The sequence below is a fragment of the Phytopseudomonas dryadis genome, from assembly GCF_004327355.1.
GTDB lineage: Bacteria > Pseudomonadota > Gammaproteobacteria > Pseudomonadales > Pseudomonadaceae > Aquipseudomonas > Aquipseudomonas dryadis.
Genome location: NZ_QJUM01000017.1, coordinates 14,503 through 38,879, shown reverse-complemented (window position 1 = coordinate 38,879; position 24,377 = coordinate 14,503). Strand labels below are relative to the sequence as shown.

Annotated in this window: 20 protein-coding genes; 11 read left to right on the top strand and 9 right to left on the bottom strand. The window is 65.4% G+C overall.

Going from position 1 to position 24,377, the window contains the following annotated elements; all coding sequences use genetic code 11:
• The first annotated feature begins 300 nt into the window (after positions 1-300).
• Positions 301-1,899 carry an ABC transporter substrate-binding protein gene (locus tag DNK34_RS15170; RefSeq protein ID WP_131175918.1) on the top strand — a complete coding sequence of 533 codons (1,599 nt, stop codon included), beginning with the start codon at positions 301-303 and terminating at the stop codon, positions 1,897-1,899.
• Between the two features lie 93 nt (positions 1,900-1,992).
• Here the strand turns inward: DNK34_RS15170 and DNK34_RS15165 are convergent, their stop codons facing one another.
• Entirely contained in the window at positions 1,993-3,222 is a 1,230-nt protein-coding gene (locus tag DNK34_RS15165; RefSeq protein ID WP_131175919.1) for a M24 family metallopeptidase, read from the bottom strand.
• 351 nt (positions 3,223-3,573) lie between these two features.
• Here DNK34_RS15165 and DNK34_RS15160 point away from each other — a divergent pair, with 351 nt between their 5' ends.
• The 6 genes from DNK34_RS15160 (at position 3,574) to DNK34_RS15135 (ending at position 10,564) form a co-directional block, all read left to right on the top strand.
• Positions 3,574-4,140, top strand: a complete 567-nt coding sequence (locus DNK34_RS15160) for a helix-turn-helix domain-containing protein (protein WP_131175920.1) — start codon at positions 3,574-3,576, stop codon at positions 4,138-4,140.
• A 171-nt stretch (positions 4,141-4,311) separates the two neighbouring features.
• On the top strand, positions 4,312-5,907 hold the full coding sequence (locus DNK34_RS15155; protein ID WP_131175921.1) for an ABC transporter substrate-binding protein: 1,596 nt from the start codon (positions 4,312-4,314) through the stop codon (positions 5,905-5,907).
• Between the two features lie 152 nt (positions 5,908-6,059).
• Positions 6,060-7,070, top strand: coding sequence for an ABC transporter permease subunit (locus DNK34_RS15150; RefSeq protein WP_131175922.1), 1,011 nt, complete (start codon positions 6,060-6,062; stop codon positions 7,068-7,070).
• Positions 7,071-7,433: 363 nt separating this feature from the next.
• Positions 7,434-8,342 (top strand): ABC transporter permease subunit, encoded by a 909-nt coding sequence (locus DNK34_RS15145; protein ID WP_131175923.1) that lies wholly within the window; start codon positions 7,434-7,436, stop codon positions 8,340-8,342.
• Between the two features lie 276 nt (positions 8,343-8,618).
• Positions 8,619-9,593 carry an ABC transporter ATP-binding protein gene (locus DNK34_RS15140; RefSeq protein WP_131175924.1) on the top strand — a complete coding sequence of 325 codons (975 nt, stop codon included), beginning with the start codon at positions 8,619-8,621 and terminating at the stop codon, positions 9,591-9,593.
• Positions 9,593-10,564 (top strand): peptide ABC transporter ATP-binding protein, encoded by a 972-nt coding sequence (locus DNK34_RS15135; RefSeq protein ID WP_131175925.1) that lies wholly within the window; start codon positions 9,593-9,595, stop codon positions 10,562-10,564. The genes DNK34_RS15140 and DNK34_RS15135 overlap by 1 nt, the downstream gene beginning before the upstream one ends.
• Before the next feature lie 15 nt (positions 10,565-10,579).
• On the opposite strand, the gene DNK34_RS15130 is transcribed toward DNK34_RS15135, so the two are convergent.
• From DNK34_RS15130 to DNK34_RS15100, 7 genes are all read right to left on the bottom strand, one after another.
• Positions 10,580-13,105, bottom strand: a complete 2,526-nt coding sequence (locus DNK34_RS15130; protein WP_131175926.1) for a sulfite reductase flavoprotein subunit alpha — start codon at positions 13,103-13,105, stop codon at positions 10,580-10,582.
• A gap of 278 nt (positions 13,106-13,383) precedes the next feature.
• Entirely contained in the window at positions 13,384-13,848 is a 465-nt protein-coding gene (locus DNK34_RS15125) for a hypothetical protein (RefSeq protein ID WP_131175927.1), read from the bottom strand.
• Positions 13,849-14,171: 323 nt separating this feature from the next.
• Positions 14,172-15,335: a type III PLP-dependent enzyme gene (locus tag DNK34_RS15120; protein ID WP_131175928.1), complete on the bottom strand. Its 1,164-nt coding sequence runs from the start codon at positions 15,333-15,335 to the stop codon at positions 14,172-14,174.
• A 602-nt stretch (positions 15,336-15,937) separates the two neighbouring features.
• Complete coding sequence (locus tag DNK34_RS15115; protein ID WP_131175929.1) at positions 15,938-17,104, bottom strand: ABC transporter ATP-binding protein; 1,167 nt, start codon at positions 17,102-17,104, stop codon at positions 15,938-15,940.
• A gap of 10 nt (positions 17,105-17,114) precedes the next feature.
• Positions 17,115-17,774 (bottom strand): ABC transporter permease, encoded by a 660-nt coding sequence (locus tag DNK34_RS15110; RefSeq protein WP_131175930.1) that lies wholly within the window; start codon positions 17,772-17,774, stop codon positions 17,115-17,117.
• A 1-nt stretch (position 17,775) separates the two neighbouring features.
• The gene (locus tag DNK34_RS15105; RefSeq protein ID WP_131175931.1) at positions 17,776-18,666 is read right to left on the bottom strand and encodes a glycine betaine ABC transporter substrate-binding protein; all 891 of its coding nucleotides are present in this window, start codon (positions 18,664-18,666) and stop codon (positions 17,776-17,778) included.
• Between the two features lie 11 nt (positions 18,667-18,677).
• Positions 18,678-19,391 carry an ABC transporter permease gene (locus tag DNK34_RS15100; protein ID WP_131175932.1) on the bottom strand — a complete coding sequence of 238 codons (714 nt, stop codon included), beginning with the start codon at positions 19,389-19,391 and terminating at the stop codon, positions 18,678-18,680.
• Between the two features lie 318 nt (positions 19,392-19,709).
• On the opposite strand from DNK34_RS15100, the gene DNK34_RS15095 reads away from it, so the two are divergent.
• The 3 genes from DNK34_RS15095 (at position 19,710) to DNK34_RS15085 (ending at position 21,785) form a co-directional block, all read left to right on the top strand.
• Positions 19,710-20,963 carry a cation:proton antiporter gene (locus DNK34_RS15095; RefSeq protein WP_131175933.1) on the top strand — a complete coding sequence of 418 codons (1,254 nt, stop codon included), beginning with the start codon at positions 19,710-19,712 and terminating at the stop codon, positions 20,961-20,963.
• Between the two features lie 328 nt (positions 20,964-21,291).
• Positions 21,292-21,564: a CopG family ribbon-helix-helix protein gene (locus DNK34_RS15090; RefSeq protein WP_131175934.1), complete on the top strand. Its 273-nt coding sequence runs from the start codon at positions 21,292-21,294 to the stop codon at positions 21,562-21,564.
• Entirely contained in the window at positions 21,552-21,785 is a 234-nt protein-coding gene (locus tag DNK34_RS15085) for a type II toxin-antitoxin system RelE/ParE family toxin (RefSeq protein WP_242675275.1), read from the top strand. Before DNK34_RS15090 ends, DNK34_RS15085 begins: the two co-directional genes overlap by 13 nt.
• A 108-nt stretch (positions 21,786-21,893) precedes the next feature.
• Here the strand turns inward: DNK34_RS15085 and DNK34_RS15080 are convergent, their stop codons facing one another.
• On the bottom strand, positions 21,894-22,331 hold the full coding sequence (locus DNK34_RS15080) for a DUF192 domain-containing protein (RefSeq protein ID WP_131175935.1): 438 nt from the start codon (positions 22,329-22,331) through the stop codon (positions 21,894-21,896).
• A gap of 220 nt (positions 22,332-22,551) precedes the next feature.
• On the opposite strand from DNK34_RS15080, the gene DNK34_RS15075 reads away from it, so the two are divergent.
• Complete coding sequence (locus DNK34_RS15075; protein ID WP_131175936.1) at positions 22,552-24,135, top strand: peptide chain release factor 3; 1,584 nt, start codon at positions 22,552-22,554, stop codon at positions 24,133-24,135.
• Positions 24,136-24,377: the final 242 nt, after the last annotated feature.

Here is a 24,377-nt window from a genome sequence, read left to right as displayed (position 1 = left end):
AAGCATCAGTCGAGAAATAAGGCCGTCGCCTGGGTTCGAGCACGGCGATACCCGGGCCGCCCTGCCCCAGGTGTCGCCACGCTCGACCCGAGCGACACGAACAGAGGTTCGGCGCGAATCCGTCAGCCGCGATGCTTCGGCGCTCGAAGCAAGAAACACCCTCCCCCACCGCCAATCCGGCACATCCCGTGCATAGCCTCCCACAAGGTCTAGGGTTAACGCAGGCTTTGTCAGGCTCTGACAGACCCTTTTCCCTGCAGCAGACCCCTCACGAAAAACACAAATAGACATGAGGTAACCATGCACAAGAACGCCGTCATCCAGGCTTTCGTCGCCGCTGGCCTGATCGCCAGCGCCCCCTTCGCCCAGGCCGCCAGCAACCTGGTGTTCTGTTCCGAGGGCAGCCCGGCCGGATTCGACCCGGGGCTGTACACCACCGGCACGGATTTCGATGCCGCCGCGGAAACCGTCTTCAACCGCCTGTCCCAGTTCGAACGCGGCGGCACCGCCGTGATCCCTGGCCTGGCGGAAAAATGGGACATCAGTGACGACGGTCTCACCTATACCTTTCACCTGCGCCAGGGCGTGAAGTTCCATACCACCGACTACTTCACCCCGAGCCGCGACTTCAACGCCGACGACGTGCTGTTCACCTTCCAGCGCATGCTCGACAAGGAGCATCCGTTCCGCAAGGCCTACCCCACCGAGTTCCCCTACTTCACCGATATGGGCATGGACCAGAACATCGCCAGCATCGACAAGCTGGACGAGCACAGCGTTCGTTTCACCCTCAATAGCGTGGACGCGGCCTTTATCCAGAACATGGCCATGAGCTTCGCCTCGATCCATTCGGCCGAGTACGCCGAGCAGTTGCTCGAGGCCGGCAAGGCCGCGGACATCAACCAGAAGCCCATCGGCACCGGCCCGTTCGTGTTCAGCCGTTACCAGAAGGACGCGCAGATCCGCTACAAGGGCAACCCGCAATACTGGCACCCCGAGGACGTCAAGATCGACAACCTGATCTTCGCCATCAACACCGATCCCTCGGTGCGCATGCAGAAGCTCAGGGCCGGGGAGTGCCACGTCAGCGTCTACCCACGCCCCGCCGATCTGGACAACCTGAAAAAGGACCCCAAGCTGCAGATGCCCGACCAGGCCGGCTTCAACGTCGGCTACCTGGCCTACAACACCGAGCACAAGCCGTTCGACAAGCTCGAGGTGCGCCAGGCCATGGACATGGCGGTGAACAAGCAGGCCATCATCAACGCCGTGTACCAGGGCGCCGGCCAGGTCGCCGTGAACGGCATGCCGCCGACCCAGTGGTCCTATGACGAGAGCATCGTGGACACCCCGTACAACCCGGACAAGGCCAAGGAACTGCTCGAGGCCGCCGGCGTCGCCGAGGGCACCGAAATCACCCTGTGGGCCATGCCCGTACAGCGTCCGTACAACCCCAACGCCAAGCTGATGGCCGAGATGCTCCAGGCCGACTGGGCCAAGATCGGCATCAAGGCGCGCATCGTCAGCTACGAGTGGGGCGAGTACAACAAGCGCGCCAAGGCCGGTGAACACGACGCCCTGCTGATCGGCTGGACCGGCGACAACGGCGACCCCGACAACTGGCTCAGCGTGCTGTACGGCTGCGACGCCATCGGCGGCAACAACTACAGCCGCCTGTGCAACCCGGTGTTCGACAAGCTGCTCAAGCAGGCCAAGGCGATCAACGATCAGGAACAACGCACCACGCTGTACAAGCAGGCCCAGCACCTGCTCAAGGACGACGTGCAGATCACCCCGATCGCCCACTCCACGGTCTACCAGCCGATGAGCACCCGGGTGAAGGACTTCAAGATCAGCCCCTTCGGCGTCAATTCCTTCTATGGCGTCAGCATCGAGTAAGGCGGCAAACGCAACGCCCGGACCAATGCCCGGGCGTTGTCGTGCTCGCCGTGCCCCGGGAGCCCCGTCTCCGGGGCGCTGCGCGGGCGGCTGTCAGGCCTGCAGGCCGAAGGGGTCGTCCAGCGAATGGCTCGGCCGGGTAAACCAGCGCGGGCCCTCGGCGGTCATGTAGAAGTGGTCTTCCAGGCGGATACCGAATTCCCCCGGCACGCAGATCATCGGCTCGTTGCTGAAGCACATGCCTTCTTCCAGCGGGGTGTCATCGCCCCCGACCAGGTAGGGCCCTTCGTGGATGTCCAGGCCGATACCGTGGCCGGTGCGGTGCGACAGCCCTGGCAACGTGTAGCCCGGGCCAAGCCCTGCGGCTTCCAGGCTACGGCGGGCCGCCGCGTCCACCGCCGCGCAGGGCGCGCCGAGGCGCGCGGCCTCGAAGGCGGCCTGTTGCGCGGCCTTTTCCGTGTCCCAGAACGCGCGCTGACGGGCGCTGGGCGTGCCGAACACGTAGCTGCGGGTGATGTCCGACAGGTAGCCATGCACCTGGCAGCCGGTGTCGATCAGCACCATGTCACCGTCCTCGAGCCGTTGCGCATGCTTGACCCCATGGGGAAAGGCGCTGGCGGCACCGAACAGGACGATGCAGAAGATCGACCCCGGGGCACCGACCCGGCGGTGTGCCTGGCGGATGAACTCGGCCACCTCGGTGGTGCTGATGCCCTCGTGGAGGATGCTCGCGGCCGCCTTCTGCACCTCCAGGGTCATGTCCTTGGCCCGCTGCATCAGGCCGATTTCCGCCGCCGATTTGCGCTGTCGGCATAGCGTGCTGACCCGCCCGGCATCGACGAAACGGTAACCGTCGGCCAGTTGCCGGATGCCCTCGTACATGAAAAAAGGCAAGGAAGAACAAAGGCCTACCTGGGGCGGCCGAGCGCCATCGGGGGAAACGCCGATACGCTGCAGACAGTCCAGCAGCAGGCGGTAGGGATTCTCGTGCTCTTCCCAGGTGTTGATCGCCCCGGGCAGCACCTGGAAGTCGCGAACCGTGCCCTCCTCGAACGCGGGCGCCAGGTATTCGAGCTCGCCCTCGGCGGGCAGCAACGCGCCGACCAGGCGCTCGCTGGGATGCCACTGCACGCCCGTGAAGTAATGCAGGTTGCTGCCGGCAGCGAGGAACAGCGCCGCGATACCCTGCTCACGCATCAGCCCCTGAGCCTTGGCGATACGCGCCCGGTACTCGGCCTCGGCGATCGGCGTACTGCCCGCCGTCATGTCCTGCAAACGCGCCAGCGCCTGCTCCGGCGTACTGCCGCCAACTCCCAGTGTCATGTCCATTCCTCGTTGCCAGGGCAAAAACAGCCAGCCGCCCGCGGGCGAACCGTCAGCACTCGATGCGGCAGAATTTAAGTGCAACTTAAATTCTGGTCAAAATATTTTTCAGTCACACTTAAAAAAAGGATCGGAAATCCTTTTTCTCGTGACACGACCTGTCCCGGTGCAATGACCGCAATCGCATCGCCCCGAGGTCGGGGCTCCTACCGGTCGCGGACCACCCTACCCTTGTAGGAGCCGCGCCCTCGCGGCGATCGGCCACGCCGCGGTTTGGCCTGCACCCGTCTACGGGCTGTCGCCGCCGGGCCCGATGGGTATACTGCGGCCATTCGAACAGCGAGCCCCTCCATGACCGCAGATCGCATTGGCGAACGCCTGCGCCGATATCGGCGGGCCGCCGGCAAAACCCTCAACGAAGTGGCCGCCGATGCCGGCCTGACCGCCAGCTTCCTGTCCCAGGCCGAACGCAATCTCACCGGGGTCTCGCTGTCGTCCCTGGCGAGCATCGCCAAATCGCTCGACGTGCCGCTCAACGTGCTCTTCGACCAGCCCGAGCAGGCGCAACCCGACTCCCACGTGGACCAGCGCGTGCGCTACACCGTCGGCGGCCAGTTGCTGGCCTATGAGCGCCTCTCCAGCTCGTTTCCCGGCAACTCGATCAACGCGGTGAAGATGAACATTCCCGTGGGCTACCAGTCGGAACTGATCGCCCATGAGGGGGTGGAGTTCTCCTACGTACTGGTCGGGCAGATCGTCTACACCATCGAGGGTCGCGAATACCCGCTGGGGCCTGGCGACTCCGTGCACTTCGATGCCAACAAACTGCATCGCCTGGCCAATGCCGGCGACGGCAATGCCGAAGTGCTGACCATGACCACCATGGCCCTGTTCGACGATCGCCCCGTCAGCGAGTGACTTTTGCCCCAGATGAGGGCATTTGTGCGCAATGTTAGTGCTGCTTAATTTTTGTTGACCGGAATTTCAGCATGACTTAATTTCGAGCTCGACCCGGTGGGCCACCCGCCTTCACCGCATACCGAGCTCGTGCCGAACCAGGCGCGAACAAAAAAGAAAAAAGAGGTTCGCATGCGCATGTCACCCCTGTGCACGGCTCTGCTCACCGCAGGCCTGATCGTCGGTTCGCCCCTGGCCGTGGCCAGCAACCTGGTTTACTGCTCCGAGGGCAGCCCGGCCGGTTTCGATCCGGGCCAGTACACCACCGGCACCGACTTCGATGCGGCATCGGAAACCATCTTCAACCGCCTGGCCCAGTTCGAGCGCGGCGGCACCAAGGCCCAGCCGGCCCTGGCCAGCTCCTGGGACGTCAGCGAGGACGGCCTGACCTACACCTTCCACCTGCGCGAAGGGGTCAAGTTCCACAGCACCGATTACTTCAAGCCGAGCCGCGACTTCAACGCCGACGACGTGCTGTTCACCTTCCAGCGCATGCTCGACAAGGAGCATCCGTTCCGCAAGGCCTATCCCAGCGAATTCCCCTACTTCACCGACATGGGCCTGGACCAGAACATCGCCAGGATCGAGAAGGCCGACGACCACACCGTGGTGTTCACCCTCAACGCCGTCGACGCCGCCTTCGTGCAGAACCTGGCGATGAACTTCGCCGCCGTGCATTCCGCCGAGTACGCCGAGCAGTTGCTCAAGGCCGGCAAGGCCTCGGACATCAACCAGAAGCCGATCGGCACCGGCCCCTTCGTGTTCAGCCGCTACCAGAAGGACGCGGTGATTCGCTACAAGGGCAACACGCAATACTGGGCGCCCGAGGAAGTGAAGATCGACAACCTGATCTTCTCGATCAACACCGACGCCTCGGTACGCGCCCAGAAGCTGCGCGCCGGCGAATGCCAGATCACCCTCAATCCGCGCCCGGCCGACCTCAAGGGCCTGCTGGCGGACAGCAACCTCAACGTGCCGAGCGAGCCCGGCTACAACCTCGGCTACATCGCCTACAACGTCACCCGCGCGCCCTTCGACAAACTCGAAGTGCGCCAGGCGCTGGACATGGCGGTGAACAAGGCGGCGATCATCGAGGCCGTGTACCAGGGCGCCGGCCAGCTTGCCGTGAACGGCATGCCGCCGACCCAGTGGTCCTACGACGAGTCGCTCAAGGACGCGCCATACGACCCGGAAAAAGCCAGGCAACTGCTCGAGGCCGCCGGCGTCGCCGAAGGCACCGAGATCACCCTGTGGGCCATGCCCGTGCAGCGCCCCTACAACCCCAATGCCCGGCTGATGGCCGAGATGCTGCAGAGCGACTGGGCCAAGGTCGGCATCAAGGCGCGCATCGTCAGCTACGAGTGGGGCGAGTACATCAAGCGCGCCCATGCCGGCGAGCACGACGCCATGCTGATCGGCTGGACCGGCGACAATGGCGACCCCGATAACTGGCTCGGCACTCTGTACGGCTGCGCGTCGGTGGACGGCAACAACTTCTCCAAGTGGTGCGACGCCGAATACGACAAGCTGGTCGTGGCGGCCAAGCGCACCACCGACCAGGAGCAACGCAGCGAGCTGTACAAACAGGCCCAGGCCGTGCTCAAGCGCGAGGTGCCGATCACGCCGATCGCCCACTCCACCGTCTACCAACCGATGCGCACCAGCGTCAAAGGCTTCGAGATCAGCCCTTTCGGTCGCAACAGCTTCAGCGGTGTCAGCAACGACTGATAGCCTGTCGCACAACCGTCCCTGCACGGCGAGTCCGGGCGAATGCCCGGACCACGCCATGGTCGAACAGCTCATTGCATCCTATACCTAGAGGGGCCGCCAAGGCTCCCGCCGGCCCGGTTCTGCCGCCTGATGAGGAGTGACTCCCCCCAATGCTGAGTTTCATCGCACGCCGCCTGGGCTTGCTGATTCCCACCTTCTTCGGCGTCACCCTGCTGACCTTCGCCCTGATCCGCATGATCCCCGGCGATCCGGTGGAAGTGATGATGGGCGAACGCCGGGTCGACCCGCAGATGCACGCCGAGGCCATGGAGCGCCTGGGCCTGAACAAGCCACTGTATGCCCAGTACCTGGACTACATCGGCAAGCTGGCCCGGGGCGACCTGGGCGAATCGCTGCGTACGCGCACCCCGGTGTGGGACGAGTTCACCACCCTGTTTCCCGCCACCCTGGAACTGAGCCTCGCCGCCCTGCTGTTCGCCGGTACCCTGGGCCTGATCGCCGGCGTGATCGCCGCGCTCAAGCGCGGTTCGCTGTTCGACCACGGGGTGATGGGCATTTCCCTGGCCGGCTACTCCATGCCGATCTTCTGGTGGGGCCTGCTGCTGATCATGTTCTTCTCGGTATGGCTGGGCTGGACGCCGGTATCCGGGCGTATCGACCTGCTCTACGACATCCCCCCGGTGACCGGTTTCATGCTGATCGACAGCCTGCTGTCCGACGAACCAGGCGCCTTCCTCGACGCCCTGCGCCATCTGATCCTGCCAGCCGTGGTACTGGGCACCATTCCCCTGGCGGTGATCGCGCGCATGACCCGCTCGGCCATGCTCGAAGTGCTGCGCGAGGACTACGTGCGCACCGCCCGCGCCAAGGGCCTGTCGCCGGCGCGCGTGGTGTTCGTCCATGGCCTGCGCAATGCGCTGATCCCGGTGCTCACGGTATTCGGCCTGCAGGTCGGCACGCTGCTGGCCGGCGCGGTGCTGACCGAAACCATCTTCTCCTGGCCGGGCATCGGCAAGTGGCTGATCGAGTCGATCGGCGCCCGCGACTACCCGGTGGTGCAGAACGGCATCCTGCTGATCGCCTGCCTGGTGATCATGGTCAACTTCGTGGTGGACATCCTCTATGGCCTGGCCAACCCACGCATCCGCCATCAGCGCTAACGAGGATCTTTCCATGTCCCTGCCCCTGGCCTGCCGGAACACTGCTCGCGTAGCCTGGGTCGAGCGAAGCGACACCCGGGACAGTGCATCCTGGGTATCGCGTTGCTCGACCCAGGCTACACCTACTACGTGCCGGTGGACGGATGAAGCGCCGTCCACCCTACGGAAAGCCGACGCCTGCGTAGGGTGGATGGCGCTCTTTTCATCCACCATGGCCGTACCACGGTGGACGGGTGACGCGTCGTCCACCCTACGGAAAACCGACGCCTGCGTAGGGTGGATGGCGCTCCTTTCATCCACCATGGCCGTACCACGGTGGACGGGTGACGCGTCGTCCATCCGGCAGGAGAAGGAGGCGCGCCCATGACCTCGACCACCACCACGCCCCTCGATCAGAGCCTGCTCTACCCCTCGCCACTGAAGGAGTTCTGGAGCGCCTTCTGCCATAACAAGGGCGCCGTGGCCGGCCTCGGCTTCATGCTGCTGATGGTGTTCTGCGCCCTGTTCGCACCCTGGGTCGCGCCCTACTCGCCCAGCGAGCAGTTCCGCGATGCCCTGCTGACCCCGCCGGTATGGCTCGAGGGCGGGCAATGGCAGTTCCTGCTGGGCACCGACGAGGTCGGCCGCGACCTGCTCTCGCGGCTGATCCACGGCGCCCGCCTGTCGCTGCTGATCGGCCTGGCCTCGGTGGTGATATCGCTGATTCCCGGCGTGCTCATGGGGCTGGCCGCCGGCTTCTTTCCCAACCTGATCGGCCCGCTGATCATGCGCCTGATGGACATCATGCTGGCGCTGCCGTCGCTGCTGCTGGCGGTGGCCATCGTCGCCATCCTCGGCCCCGGCCTGATCAATACGGTGATCGCCATCGCCATCGTCTCGCTGCCGTCCTACGTGCGCCTGACCCGCGCGGCGGTGATGGGCGAGCTGAACCGCGACTACGTCACCGCCGCCCGCCTGGCCGGCGCCAGCCTGCCGCGGCTGATGTTCGTCACCGTGCTGCCCAACTGCATGGCGCCGCTGATCGTGCAGGCCACCCTGAGCTTTTCCTCGGCGATCCTCGACGCTGCCGCCCTGGGCTTCCTCGGCCTCGGCGTGCAACCGCCGACCCCCGAGTGGGGCACCATGCTGGCCTCGGCGCGCGACTACATCGAACGTGCCTGGTGGGTGGTCACCCTGCCGGGGCTGGCGATCCTGCTCAGCGTGCTGGCGATCAACCTGATGGGCGACGGCCTGCGCGATGCGCTGGACCCGAAACTCAAGAACGCGATCTGAGGAGGCCGCCATGAACAACCTCCACGCCATGACCGCACATCGGTGGACGGGTGAAGCATCGTCCACCCTACACAACCGCTCGAGACCGCCCGTAGGGTGGATCGGGGCGCGTAGCTGGCGCCTCTTTTCATCCACCATGGGTGAACCGCGACGGTGGACGGGTGAAGCGTCGTCCACCCTACGCCAGAACAGCCCCGCAGTGTGGCTCGGGGCGCGTAGCCGGCGCCTCTTTTCATCCACCATGGCCGCACCACGCTATCAGATGGAGGCCGTCCGATGAGCCTGCTCGAGATCCGCAACCTCAGCGTGCGCTTCGGTGACGCCAACGCCGTACCGGTGGTCGATGGCCTCGACCTGAACGTGGACAAGGGCGAAGTGCTGGCCATCGTCGGCGAGTCCGGCTCCGGCAAATCAGTGACCATGATGGCCCTCATGGGCCTGATCGACGCCCCCGGCATCGTCCGCGCCGAGCGCCTGGTGTTCGACGGCAGCGACATGCTCACCCTCAAGGGCCGGCAGCGCCGCCACATCGTCGGCAAGGACCTGTCGATGATCTTCCAGGACCCGATGACCGCCCTGAACCCCAGTTTCACCGTCGGCTTCCAGATCGAAGAAGTGCTGCGCCAGCACCTCGGGCTCAAGGGCAAGGCTGCCCGGCAGCGCGCCCTGCAGTTGCTCGAGCGGGTGGAAATCCCGGGCGCGGCCAGTCGCCTCGACGCTTACCCGCACCAACTCTCCGGCGGCATGAGCCAGCGGGTGGCGATCGCCATGGCCATCGCCGCCGAGCCCAAACTGCTGATCGCCGACGAGCCGACCACCGCCCTCGACGTGACCATCCAGGCGCAGATCATGGAGCTGCTGCTGAACCTGCAGCGCGAGCAGAACATGGGCCTGGTGCTGATCACCCACGACCTGGCGGTGGTCGCCGAAACCGCCAACCGGGTCTGCGTGATGTATGCCGGGCAAGCCGTGGAGCTGGGCCAGGTGCCGGCGCTGTTCGACGCGCCGACCCATCCGTACAGCGAAGCGCTGATCAAGGCGATTCCCGAACACAGCCTGGGCGCCAGCCGCCTGTCGACCCTGCCCGGCATCGTCCCCGGGCGCTACGACCGGCCCCATGGCTGCCTGCTGTCGCCACGCTGCCCCTATGTACAAGCCAGTTGCCGAGAACGACGTCCGGCCCTGGAGCCGCACGAGCGCGGTGCGGTGCGCTGCTACTTCCCCCTCAACCTGAATGCGGAGGTGGCGTGATGACGACCGTCCTCACGGCGCGCCAACTGACGCGCCATTACGCCGTGTCCCGCGGGTTGTTCAAGCCCGGCGCCACGGTACAGGCGCTCAACGGCGTGTCCTTCGACCTCGAGGCCGGCAGGACCCTGGCCGTGGTCGGCGAGTCGGGCTGTGGCAAATCCACCCTGGCCCGTGCCCTGACGCTGATCGAGGAGCCAACCTCGGGGTCGCTGCAGATCGCCGGCCAGGAGGTCGCCGGCGCCAGCGCACAGGCGCGCAAGCAGTTGCGCCGCGACGTGCAGATGGTCTTCCAGAACCCCTACGCCTCGCTCAACCCGCGGCAGAAGATCGGCGATCAACTGGCCGAACCCCTGGTGATCAATACCGGCCTGTCGCGCGCCGAGCGCCGCGACAAGGTGCAGGCGATGATGAGCCAGGTCGGCCTGCGCCCGGAGCATTACCAGCGCTACCCGCACATGTTCTCCGGCGGCCAGCGCCAGCGCATCGCCCTGGCCCGGGCGATGATGCTGACGCCCAAGGTGCTGGTGGCCGACGAGCCGACCTCGGCGCTGGACGTGTCGATCCAGGCCCAGGTGCTCAACCTGTTCATGGATCTGCAGGACGAATTCAGGACCGGCTACGTGTTCATCTCGCACAACCTTTCCGTGGTGCGCCATGTCGCCGACGAGGTGCTGGTGATGTACCTCGGCCGCCCCGCCGAGATGGGCCCCAGCACGCTGATCTACGAACGCCCCCTGCACCCCTACACCAAGGCGCTGCTCTCGGCCACGCCGACCATCCACCCCGATCCGGACAAACCCAAGATCAGGATCGTCGGCGAACTGCCCAACCCGCTGGACCCGCCCCCCGGCTGCGCCTTCCACAAGCGCTGCCCCCATGCCAGCCAGCGCTGCCAGGAAGAAGTCCCGCCGCTGCGGGCGCTGGATGGCCGTCAGGTGGCCTGCCACCACGCGGAGACGATCAACGCCTGAGCCCGCCCAGCGGACTCAATAGACATCGCGGCGGTAGCGGCCCTGTTCGATGAGTTGGTCGACCGCCGCGTGGCCGAGTATCTCGCGCAGCACGCCATCGACCCCGCTGGCCATACCGGCCAGGCTGCCGCATACGTACAGCGCGGCGCCGTCCGCCAGCCACGCCTGCAGCGTTTCGCCGGCCTCGCGCAAGCGATCCTGCACATAGACCTTCTGCGCCTGGTCGCGGGAGAAGGCCAGGTCCAGACGCGCCAGTTGGCCTGCGGCCAGCCAGCCCTGCAATTGCTCGCGGCAATAGAAGTCATGGGCGGCGCTGCGCTCGCCGAACAGCAGCCAGTTGCGTGAGTGCCCCGCCGCGATACGGGCCTTGAGCAGGCTGCGCAAACCGGCCAGGCCGGTGCCATTGCCGATCAGGATCAGCGGGCGCTCGTCGGCCGGCACATGGAAGCCGCTGTTGCGCCGAATCCGCCCCAGCACCTGCCCGGGCACAGCGGCATGCTCGGTCAGCCAGCCCGAACCCGCGCCAAGGCGACCGTCGGCCTGATGCTGCTGGCGCACGATCAACTCGAGCAGCCCGTCCTCGGGCAGCGAGGCGATGGAATATTCGCGCGAGGCCAGCGGCACCAGGGCCTCGAACAGCGCCTGGGCATGCAGGCCGACCAGATGCGCCGCGCTCTGCGGTAGCTGACGCGTGGCCAGCGCCTCGCGCAGCGGCTGTCCCAGCGGCTCGATCCTGGCCCGCTGCAACGCCTCGAGGCCGTGGGCCCGCAGCCAGCGCTGCACGTCCGCCGCACCGTTGCGCGGCAGGATCTCGAGAATGTCGCCCGCCTGCCAGGAGCTATCCGCCGGCGCCCGCAGACCGACCAGCCAGGTGCCCGCCGCCGTGCTCTGTGGGTTCAGGCACTGGCGCTGGCACAGTTCCCAGGCCTCGAAGGGCACCTCTTGCGGCACCTGCAGTTGCACGCCGGTCAACTCGGTCAGTTGCCGCTGCCAGTGGTCGAGGGCACTGCCGTCGTTGCCATCGACCTCCACCCGCTCACCGAGACGCCGTGCGCCAAGGCGCTCCAGCCAGTCATCGACGCGCCGGGCAAAACCGCAGAACTGGCTGTACTGACGGTCACCGAGGGCCAGCATGGCGTAGCGCAGGTGGCTCAGGTCCAGCGCTGCGCCGAGCCATTGCCGCTCGAAACCGCGCGCACTGTCCGGCGCCTCGCCATCGCCGAAGGTACTGAGCACCAGCAAGGCCCGGGGCGTGCGACGCCATTTCTCGGCATCGATTCGCGCCAGGGGCTGCACCTCCACCGCCAGGCCGGCGGCCTGCAACTGGCCGGCGGTCTGCCAGGCCAGCTGCTCGGCGAAGCCGCTCTGACTGGCGAAGCCCACCAGCCAGGATTCCCCCTGCTCGGAACCGCTCAACGCCTGGCGCGCCGTCCTGACCGCGCGTTTCTTGCGCCGCCGATCGAGATACAGCAGCAGACCGGTGATGAAGAACAGTGGCATCAGCAGGCTGGCGACCGTCATCAGCACCCGCCCGGTCAGGCCGAAGTACTCCCCGGTATGCAGGGCATAGATGCTGGCCAGCAGCCGCTCGTTGAGCGACTTGTCGGCATAGCGCTGCACCTGCCTGGCCTCGCCGCTGAGCGGGTCGAGCTGCATCTGGTTGAAGGCGCGCGCGTGCTCGGCATCGCGCAGCATGAAGGACACCCGCACCGGCTGCCCGGCCGCGTTCGGCAGCTGCAGGCTGTAGACGCCCAGCTGGTCGCCCGCGGTCTGGCGGATACCCTGCCAGAGGTTGTGATAATCCACCTGGGGCGCCGGCTGCCCCGCGGCAGGCGGCGGCCCGCGCCGGCCACGCCCCTCGCCGGCGACCCGGGGCGTATCGCTGAGCAGGGTTTCCAGGCCGCTGCGATACCAGTCGTACGACCAGTACAAGCCGGTCAGCGCCGCACACAGGTACAACGGCAGACACCAGGTACCGGCCACCGCATGCAGATCCCAGTTGAAGGCCCGGCCCCGCTTGGCCCAGTCGAAGGTCAGCCAGGTACGCCAGCTCAGCGCACGCCTCGGCCAACGCAAATAGAGCCCGGACAGGCAGAAAAACACCAGGGCGATGGTGCAGGCACCGGTGATCTGCCTGCCGCTCTGACCCATGGCCAGAAAGCGGTGGAGCTGCAGCATCAGGCCGAAGAACGGCAAGCCACGGGGCTCGCCAAGCGACTCGGCGCTATAGGGGTCGACGAAACGCATGCCACCCCGGCGCTCACCGGCTGGCGGCGTCAGGAAGACCCGTGCCGGCTGGCCGCCTGCGGTGTCCACATGGATACCGGACACGCTCAGGCCCTGCGCCTGCAGGCGCTCAATCAACTCGCCCGGCGCCAGCACCGGCCCCGGCTGCGGCGCAACCGACATCTGCGGGTTGATGGCCACGAGCAGCTCTTCCTGGAAGCTGTAGAGCGCCCCGGTCACGCCCATCAGGGCGAGCACCAGCCCGGCGCTGATACCGAGCAACCAATGCAGTTGAAAGAGGATTTTCTTGAACACGAGAGTCGACCGCGTCATGGGGAAGTGGATCAGGGGTGCGCAGGCTGCCGGCGCGGATGGACCAGCCCCAGAGACGCGAAAGCCCCGCCGGCAGAAGCACGACGGGGCCGGAGCCAGCGAAGGCGCGATGCCCCCTGAAAGGCGCCCAAGTCTATTCGATAATTGTTAACACGCAATAGGCGTTCTCATCTTTACATCTGTAAAGAACGCGCTACCGGCTATCCTCGGCGTGGATCGTCGCCTGGCTGCGAACCGACCTTGTCCAGGGCAGCCATCGCTCAGCCCGCACGCAAGATCTCGAACGGCCTGGCCAGCACGAAGAGATCCCGGGCGATGGTTTCCGGGTACTGGTCGTCCGGCAGGGCTTCGGGCAGGTACAGGGCGCTGTCGTCCAGCGTGCTCAGGTCGAATTCCGGCTCGATGCCGCCGGCCTGGAACAGGCAGGCAATGGCTTCGGCCTCGGCGCTGTTCGAACAGTTGACCCGGCGCCCGGCGAGGAACTCGTTGAGCTGGTCGCAGACCTTCTCCAGCGTCAGGCCGGTGGCCTCGGCCTCGAGCAGGGACAGGCCGAGCGTCTCTTCGCTCGAGGGATCGAGCATGGCGAAGCCGGCGGTGGGCTTGACGATGGCCGACATGCTCGAGCCGGGCACGGCAGCCCCGATCTCGATGGGGAAATGGCCATTGACGCTCTGGTAATAGCGAACGGCCAAAGCGCCTTCCAGCATTCCTGGGGTCGATTTCATGGCAACGACTCTCACTGATCCGTCATGTTCCTGGCCACGCGACGTGCCGATCACGTCACTGCGGGGAGGCATTGTCGTCCTCTTGCATGTAGGACTCATGACACTGGAAATGGTTGAGTGTTTTTCGCCTGACGGCCAACCGCATGCAAGGGCAAAGAGGCGACCAATGAGCATGCTCCATGCACGAGGTGTAGGAGCCCGCTTGCGGGCGATGCTCGCAGGCATGACAATGCCGCCATCCAGGGCAACGGCAGGCTTACGTCAGCGAGGTCGCCAACGAAAACGCCCGCAACGGGTGCGGGCGTTCGGCGTAGCGGGAGCGCTTACAGGTAGAAGGATTTCAGCGGCGGGAAGCCATTGAATTCCACGGCGCTGTAGCTGGTGGTGTAGGCACCGGTGGACAGCCAGTACAGGCGGTCGCCGCTGGCCAGGTTGAGCGGCAGGCCGTACTTGTAGTGCTCGTACATGATGTCGGCGCTGTCGCAGGTCGGGCCGGCGATCACCACTTCCTCCATCTCGCCCTTCTTCTCGGTCCAGATGGGGAACTTGATGGCTTCGTCCATGGTTTCGATCAGGCCGCTGAACTTGCCCACATCGGTGTACACCCAGCGCTCCACGGCGGTACGCGACTTGCGCGCCACCAGCACCACTTCACTGACCAGGATACCGGCGTTGGCGATCAGCGAACGGCCCGGCTCGAGGATGATTTCCGGCAACTCGTCACCGAAGTCGTCCTTGAGGAAGCGGATGATTTCCTCGGCGTAGGTTTCCAGGCTGTTGGTACGGGTGATGTAGTTGGCCGGGAAGCCGCCGCCCATGTTGATCATCTGCAGCACGATGCCGTCCTCTTCCTTCAGACGCTCGAAGATCACCTTGACCTTGGCGATGGCGGCGTCCCACACGTCGATGTCGCGCTGCTGCGAGCCCACGTGGAAGGAGATGCCGTAGGGCACCAGGCCCAGTTGCTTGGCCAGGATCAGCAGGTCCATGGCCATGTCGGTCTGGCAGCCGAACTTGCGCGACAGCGGCCAGTCGGCCGAGGTCGAGCCCTCGGTGAGGATGCGCACGTAGATCTTCGAGCCCGGCGCGGCCTTGGCGATGTTGCGCAGGTCGGCTTCGGAGTCGGTGGCGAACAGGCGCACGCCCTTCTCATAGAAGTAGCGCACGTCGCGGGCTTTCTTGATGGTGTTGCCGTAGCTGATGCGCTCCGGGCCGACGCCGGTGGCGAGCACCTTGTCCAGTTCGTAGATCGAGGCGATATCGAAGTTGGAGCCCTTGTCGCGCAGCAACTCGATGATTTCCACCGCCGGGTTGGCCTTGACGGCGTAGTACACCTTGGCGAATTCGAAACCGGCACGCAGGTCGTCGTAGGCCTGGCTGATGATCGCGGTGTCGATCACCACGAACGGGGTTTCCTGCTGGTCGGCGAACGCCTTCATCTTATTGAAGGTTTCGCGCGGGTAGTAATCTTCGACCTTGATCGGCATGCGGGGCTCCAGATGGCTAAACCATGAACACTATGATTCGGGCAGTTGAACCGGGCACAGGTTCAACCAGGTGTCGGGGGCGGCCTGCTGCCAGGCCTGGAACGTCTGATCAGTTTCCCCACTTTGGTTCGCCTACTTCCCAAGGCATGTCGCCGAGGATTGCCACTGCCTGTGGACAGGCGCGCGCCAACCTCTCGTCGTCAGTACTTGAGCCGGATGGATCGTTGCCAGCATGGACGTTCGGCGCGGACTTTAAGACCAGGCCCGGCTCAGATCAATCAAAAATTATCCCTGGCGACGCAGTCGTTTCCCGAGCGTTTCGGATTTCGCACAAGACACGGCGAAATGCTGCACAGCCGCGGCCCGCGCAGAGAACCGAACGCCTGACGATCAGCCTGGCATGGGCTGCTTTCACGACGATGACAGCCACGCTCGCCAGGCTTCGGGGCTTTATTCGGGGAAGGCAGTTACAAGGCAGAAGCGGCCGTTCGTAGGGTGGACGACGCTTCACCCGTCCACCGCTCCGCAATAGCCTGTAGGATGGGTGAAACCCATCAATTGCCGATGGGTTGCACCCATCCTACGATCGTCCGCTATCGCCTTTAACCAGCCGGCGTGCCAGCCGCCTGCGCCGCCGGCGAGACGATACTGGTCTTGCCGCGCGAACGCCCCGAACTGAGGTAGTCGGCGATGGACTCCTGGGTGACCTCACCGAGGAAGTCGTGCTCGGCGCTGAGCACCGGCAACCAGGAGCTGTTGAACTCGTACATGCGCGACAGCAGGATGCGCAGGTGTTCGTCGTAGGCCGCCGTCGCGGTGAACGCGCGCAGGAACGGCTGCACCGGACCGCTCTGCCCACGCAGGTCCCGGCGGCGGATGTAGCCCAGGCCCTTGCGGTTGCCGTCGGTGACCACCAGGTAGCGGCGGTCATGCTCCTCCATCAGTTCCAGGGCATCGCTCACCGAGGTCGCGGGCAGGATCGACGGTGCGTCGTCGGCGGCATCTTCGGCGCGGATCAGCAACAGGCGCTTGAGGGTGCTGTCCTGGCCGACGAAACCGCTGATGAAGTCGTCCGCGGGATGCGCCAGCAGGGTGTCGGGATGATCGTACTGCAGCAGTCTGCCGTCCTTGAAGATGGCGATCTTGTCGCCCAGCTTGATGGCCTCGTCGATATCGTGGCTGACCATGATCACCGTCTTGTTCAGGGCCCGCTGCATCTGGAAGAACTCGTTCTGGATGGCGTCGCGGTTGACCGGATCGACCGCGCCGAAGGGTTCGTCCATCAGCAACACCGGCGCGTCGGCGGCCAGCGCGCGGATCACGCCGATGCGCTGCTGCTGGCCACCGGACAGCTCGCGCGGGTAGCGCGACAGGTACTGCCTGGGCTCCAGTTGCACCATGCCCATCAGTTCCACCGCCCGCTCGCGGCAACGCTTCCTGTCCCAGCCGAGCAGCTTGGGCACCACGGTGATGTTCTCTTCGATGGTCATGTTGGGGAACAGACCGATCTGCTGGATCACATAGCCGATGTTGCGCCGCAGGGTCACCTCGTCGATGCCCGTGGTGTCCTCGCCGTTGATCAGCACGCGCCCGGAAGTCGGTTCGATCAGGCGGTTGATCATTTTCAGGGTGGTGGTCTTGCCACAGCCGGAGGGGCCGAGGAAGACACAGATCTGCCCCTCGTCGACGCTCAGGCTGACGGCATCCACCGCCGTCACGTCCTTGCCCTTCTGCTGGAAGATCTTGGTCAGTTTGTCGAGCTCGATCATCTCGGATTCCTCAGTGCGCCGCTCGCAGGCCACGCGGGGTCAGGGTTTTCTGCAGCCATTGCAGGAACAGGTCGGCGACGATGGCGAGCAGGCTCACCAGCACCGCGCCGACCAGCAGGGTGGCCATGTCGCTACGGCTGATGGCGGTCAGGATGAGCACGCCGAGGCCTCCGGCGCCGATGGTGGCGGCGATGGTCATCACGCCGATGTTCATCACCACGGCGGTGCGCACGCCGGCCAGGATCACCGGCACGGCGATGGGCAGGTCGACCATGCGCAGGCGCTGCCAGAAGGTCATGCCGATACCGCTGCCGGCCTCGCGAATGCCCGGCTCGACACTGCTCAAGGCCAGGTAGGTGTTGCGCAGGATCGGCAGCAACGAATAGAGGAACACCGCCGTCACCGCCGGCAGCGGCCCCAGGCCCTGGCCGAATTGCGAGTAGAACGGCAGCAGCAGGCCGAACAGGGCGATGGAGGGGATGGTCAGCATCACCGTGGCGGCGCCCTGCAACGGGCCGGCGAGCCACGGGAAGCGCGTCATCAGAATGCCCAGCGGCACGCCGATGAGGATCGCCAGGCTGACGGCGATACCGACCAGGGCGATGTGCTCGAAGGTCAGGGCCATGACCTGGGCCCAGTCGATGTGCTGGAAAGCGGTCATGAAATCCATGTCAGCGCTCCCCCTCGATCAGCTTCTGCTCGCGCAGGAAGTCCGCCGCCACCGCCGCAGGCGACTCGCGCTGGACATCGACACGGGCGTTGAGGCGGCGCATGGTGGCGTCGTCCAGGCGCTCGGCCAGGGGCTTGAGCAACTCGCGCAGATCGGGATGCGCCTGCAGGTAGTCGGCATTGACCACCGGCGCCGCGGTGTAGTCGGGGAAGTAGCCCTTGTCGTCCTCCAGCAGGCGCAGGCCGAAGGAGTCGAGGCGGCCATCGGTGGTGTACACCAGGCCGACGAACACCTGGCCGTTGCGCAACGCGGTATAGACCAGCCCGGGATCCATCTGCCGCACCTCATCGCGGGAGAAGCGCAGGTCGTACTCCTTGACCAGCCCGGCCAGGCCGTCGGAACGATTGGCGAACTCGATGTCCAGCGCCAGCAGCCGGCTGCCTTCGCCCGGCTGCTGCAGCGCGGCAGCCAGATCGCTGATGCTGTGGATATCCGGATGCTCCTTGGCGACCTGCTCCGGCAGCGCCAGGGCATAGGTGTTATTGAACCGGGTCGGTGTCAGCCAGATCGCGCCGCTCTTGGCATCCAGCGCCTTGACGCGCTCATAGGCGGCCTCCTTGTCGAGACGCTCGGTGACCTTGTTGTAGGCCACCAGCGAGGTGCCGGTGTATTCCCAGGTCAGGTCGAGCTGGCCGCTCTTCATGCCGTTCCAGGCAATGGTGCTGCCGAGGTTGCCGACGATGCGCGCCTGGTAGCCATGGGGCCGCAGATACTGGGCGGTGAGCTCGGACAGAATCGCCTGCTCGGTGAATACCTTGGCGCCGATACGGATCTCCGCGGCCTGGCCGGTGGCGGCCAGCAGCAGGCCGAGGCAGAGGGCAAAAGACTTCATCAGGATCTCCATCAGCGGGCCAGGCCTCGCTCGAAGCAGAAGCGGCTGAGCGCGGCGACCAGGCCGTCGAGCAGCAGTGCCAGCAAGGCGGTGGTGGCCGCGCCAAGGATCAGCAGCGGCTGGTTTTCCAGGGCGATGGCCGGGAAGATCAGGCTGCCCAGGCTGTTGGCGCCGATCAGGAAGGCCAGCGGTGCGGTACCGACGTTCAGCGCCAGCGCGACCCGCACGCCACCGACGATGATCGGCACGGCGTTGGGCAACTCCACCTGCCAGAGCACCTGGCCCGGCGTCATGCCGATACCGGTGGCGGCCTCCTTGAGCGAGCCGGGCACGTTGCGCAAGCCCTCGTAGGTATTGCGCACGATGGGCAGCAGGGAGGCGAGGAACAGCGCCAGAATCGCCGGGCCATTGCCGATGCCGACCAGCGACAGGGCGATCGCCAGCACCGCCAGCGGCGGCACCGTATTACCGACGTTGAACACCTGCATGAAACGCTCGGCGCTACGCTCGCGGCCCGGCCGGCTGAGCAGGATGCCCGCGGGCACACCCACCGCCAGGGCAGCGAGCATGGACACGCCGACCAGCAACAGGTGGGCCTGCAGGTAGAACAGAAGATCGTCGCGGTGCTGCACGAGAATGGCGGGGGTGATCCAGTGGACCAGCAAGGCCAGTACAGCTGCCAAGGCAGCGCCTCCCAGCAAGACCTTGGCATAGGTGTTCACCATGCTTCGACTCCAATCGACGCAAGCGCAACGCTCGCCTTATCCATCCGCCCCCCTTACGCGGCGGCCATGCCGGAAGCAGAAGGCCAAGCCTCTTTTCGCGCCCCTGTCGTCGCTCACCGGCGCGCGCATGCCGCTGCGGGCTTGAGCCAGGGGGTCTTCCGGCGCATGGATACTCGACCGCCGTCCCGAGCGAGGGGTTCAATGCTTTTGCCACCCTTATGACATGACAAAAATGCCGGCGGGTTCCACATATCCTGTTACATCGCCGTTATCATCCCCCTCTCGCCACACTGTCATCCCACCGCCAAAGGACTTGCCGTGCTCGACCTGGTAGCTGCCTTCATCGCCCTGACCACCCTGCTCACTTACGTCAATTACCGCTTCATCCGCCTGCCGCCGACCATCGGCGTCATGGCCACCGCGCTGGTGTTCTCGCTGATCGCCCAGGCCCTGAGCCAGCTCGGCTACCCGCTGATCGAGCTGGAGGTGCAGGAGATGATCCGCCGCATCGACTTCTCCGACGTCCTCATGACCTGGTTCCTGCCGGCCCTGCTGTTCGCCGGGGCGCTGCATGTCGACCTGCGCGACCTGAGCAGCTACAAGTGGCCCATCGGCCTGCTGGCCACCGTGGGCGTGCTGATCGCCACCACCGTGATCGGCGTCCTCTCCTACAGCATCTTCGCCCTGTTCGGCTGGCACGTGGACTTCCTCTATTGCCTGCTGTTCGGCGCCCTGATCTCGCCCACCGACCCCATCGCCGTGCTCGGCATCCTCAAGTCCTCGGGCGCGCCCAAGCCGCTGGCCACCACCATCGTCGGCGAATCGCTGTTCAACGATGGCACCGCCGTGGTGGTGTTCACCATCCTGCTCGGCATCCTCCAGCTCGGCACCACCCCCACGCTGGGCAGCGTCAGCTGGTTGTTCGTGCATGAAGCGGTCGGCGGCTTGCTGTTCGGCGCCGCCCTGGGCTATGGCGTATTCCTGATGATCCGCAGCATCGACCAGTACCAGGTCGAAGTCATGCTGACCCTGGCCCTGGTGTTCGGCGGGGCGGCACTGGCGGCGCGGCTGCACGTGTCCGGGCCGATCGCCATGGTGGTCGCCGGCCTGATCATCGGTAACCTGGGGCGCAACCATGCGATGTCCGACGAGTCGCGGCGTTACGTGGACGGGTTCTGGGAGCTGATCGATGAAATCCTCAACGCCCTGCTGTTCGCCCTGATCGGCCTGGAGCTGCTGCTCCTGCCGTTCTCCTGGCTGCACATCGTCGCCGCCTTCGTGCTCGGTGGCGCGGTACTGGTGGCGCGCTGGCTGACGGTCGCGCCGGCCATCCTGCTCATCCGTCGTCACCCCAGCGGGCGCCGCCAGGTGCCGGTCGGCACCATCCGCATCCTCGCCTGGGGCGGTTTGCGCGGCGGCGTCTCGGTCGCCCTGGCGCTGTCCCTGCCCCTGGGCGAGCAGCGCGACCTGCTGCTGAGCCTGACCTACATCGTGGTGCTCACCTCGATCCTGCTCCAGGGCCTGTCCATCGGCCCGCTGGTCAGGTACCTGTACCGCGATGCGCCTCACTGACGCCAGGCTCGTTCCCACACCCAGGGCAATCGCGCTATGCGCTCGAAGAGCCGGCGACTGCATGGATGCAGGAGGTAGAGCGAAGCAGGAGCCCGAGCCGAAAACAGCGCTGGAAAGCTGGAGGCTGAACGAAAGGCGGCTCGAGCACGACGCGAAACAGCGGTTTCTCATCCAGCTTTCCAGCCTCCAGCGCTTTTCATCGAGTGCGGGCGATGCCCTAACGCCATAGCGCGATTGCCCTGTTTCCATAGCCGTAACCATGGGCAGCAGCGCCCGCCCACTGCTAGCTTATCCAGAGGTAATACCTGGTAATCACAAGGGTCCCCTCATGGCGACTTCGATCAAGATCGACGACGAGTTGAAAGAACGTATCCAGCAACTGGCCGGGCTGCGCCAGCGCTCGGCCCACTGGATCATGCGTGAAGCGATCGTGCAGTACGTCACACGCGAGGAGGCCCGTGAAAGCTTCAAGCAGGAGGCCCTGGCGTCCTGGGCGTCGTATCAGGAAACCGGGCAACACCTCACCGCTCAGGAAGCTCGCGCCTGGCTCGCCACATGGAGTACCGAGGAGGAAACGGGGCAGCCCGAATGCCACGACTGATCATTACCGCTGGGGCCATGGCAGGGCTCCAGCGATGCCGCCAGTTCCTCGCCGAGAAAAGCCCCCAGGTAGCCAGACGTGCCGGGCAGGCCATCGAGCAGCAAATCATCCGCCTGGAAAACCATCCCGAGATAGGTCGCCCGCTCGCCGACCTTTCAGAACTGCGCGAGTTGATCATCGACTTTGGCGACTCGGGCTACGTTTGCACTGTACCGCCATGAGCCCGATACATCTGCCGTCTATTTGCTTGCATTCCGGCACCAGAAAGCAGCGGGTTACTAAGATAGACAATGATCGCTGCCGGCACTGACAGAAACGCGCAACGCCCATCAGCCAGGACAATCGATCCCCACGCGGCTGCCGACCGTCACCCCGAGCCGCGCGAAATCGCCCTTGGCCAGTTCGACGATGTAGCGAATCGGCTCGATCGAACTGTGCCGCTGGAGGCTGTAGGGCTGCATGTCGACCAGGCGCCGCACCACCCCGTCAGCGTCGATGAAGGCCGCCGACAGGGGCACCCGCGTGTCCTTCATCCACAGCTCCCGCACGGCGGAGTCCTTCCAGGCGAAGAGCATGCCGGGTCCGATGTCGTCGCGGCCGGACAAGCCGAGCGCGCGCTCGTCGGCCGTGGCGGCCAGCGGCATGCGCAGGGAGCGCCCCTGATCGAAGCTCACCCTGCACGCGGCAGTGTCCGCCAGGGCGGTCACCGGCAGGGCGCCGCACGCCCACAGCAGAAGCATTGCGCGGGCGCGCCGAAAAAGTGCCATGAATCACCTCGTTGAAAGAACCCTGGGGGCAATCCTATCCGACAGCGCAGCAACGCGCAGAGCAAGCCGCCGCCAGCGCCGTGCACTTTGACCGGGCTGGCGATCCAGCCTGTTTTTAACGCCGCGCTGGCAACGCAGGTAGTTTTTCAACAGCCTGCTATAATCGCGCGTTTTTCCGGGCCTAGATCGCCCGCCACCGCTTTCAAGCAGGCACGTACCCATGACCACTCAGGCCGCCGAAGTCGCCAAGCGCCGAACCTTCGCCATCATCTCCCACCCCGATGCCGGTAAGACCACCATTACCGAGAAGCTGCTGCTGATGGGCAAGGCGATCGCCGTGGCCGGCACGGTCAAGTCGCGCAAGTCCGACCGCCATGCGACCTCCGACTGGATGGAAATGGAAAAGCAGCGGGGCATCTCCATCACCACCTCGGTGATGCAGTTCCCCTACCGCGAACACATGATCAACCTGCTCGACACCCCCGGCCACGAAGACTTCTCCGAAGACACCTACCGCACCCTGACCGCGGTGGACAGCGCGCTGATGGTGCTCGACGGCGGTAAAGGCGTCGAGCCGCGCACCATCGCCCTGATGGACGTCTGCCGCCTGCGCGACACGCCCATCGTCAGTTTCGTCAACAAGCTCGACCGCGACATCCGCGACCCCATCGAGCTGCTCGACGAGATCGAGGCGGTGCTGAAGATCAAGGCCGCGCCGATCACCTGGCCGATCGGCTGCTACCGCGACTTCAAGGGCGTGTACCACCTCGAAGGCGACTACATCATCGTCTACACCCCCGGCCACGGCCACGAGCGCACCGAAACCCGGATCATCGAGAAACTCGACTCCGACGAGGCCCGCGCCCACCTGGGCGACGAATACGAACGCTTCCTCGAACAACTGGAACTGGTGCAGGGCGCCTGCCACGGCTTCGATCAGGACGAGTTCATCAGCGGCCAGCTGACCCCGGTGTTCTTCGGCACCGCCCTGGGCAACTTCGGCGTCGACCATGTGCTCGACGCCGTGGTCGACTGGGCCCCTCGCCCGCTGGCCCGGGTCGCCCACGAGCGCACCGTGGAGCCGGAGGAAGAGAAGTTCAGCGGCTTCATCTTCAAGATCCAGGCGAACATGGACCCCAAGCACCGGGACAGGATCGCCTTCATGCGCATCTGCTCGGGCAAGTACGAGAAAGGCATGAAGATGCGCCATGTGCGCACCGGCAAGGACGTGCGCATCGGCGACGCCCTGACCTTCTTCTCCAGCGAGCGCGAGCAACTGGAAGAGGCGTTCGCCGGCGATATCATCGGCCTGCACAACCACGGCACCATCCAGATCGGCGATACCTTCAGCGAAGGCGAGAACCTCGGCTTCACCGGCATCCCCCACTTCGCCCCGGAACTGTTCCGCCGCGTGCGCCTGAAGGATCCGCTCAAGTCCAAGCAACTGCGCCAGGGCCTGCAGCAACTCGCCGAAGAAGGCGCCACCCAGGTGTTCTTCCCCGAGCGCAGCAACGACATCATCCTCGGCGCCGTCGGTGTGCTGCAGTTCGACGTGGTCGCCAGCCGCCTGAAAGAGGAATACAAGGTCGAGTGCGCCTACGAACCGATCACCGTCTGGTCGGCGCGCTGGATCGAATGCGACGACAGGAAGAAGCTGGAGGAGTTTTCCAACAAGGCCGTGGAAAACCTCGCCCTCGACGGCGGCGGCCACCTCACCTACCTGGCGCCGACCCGGGTCAACCTGGCACTGATGGAAGAACGCTGGCCGGATGTGAAATTCCGCGCCACCCGCGAGCATCATTGATCAGCGCAGATCTATCGGCGAGATAAACGAGAACCGGCCCACGAAAGGCCGGTTCTTTTTTGCGCGTGAGCTCAGATTCGTAGGGCGTATTAGCCGCAGGCGTAATCCGTCGCACAACCCCGAACAGTTCGTAGGATGGGTGCAACCCATCGGCAATTGATGGGTTTCACCCATCCTACGGGCTGCAAAGAGGCGCAAGCGGACGTAGGGTGGACAACGCTCTTTTTGTCCACCACTGCGAT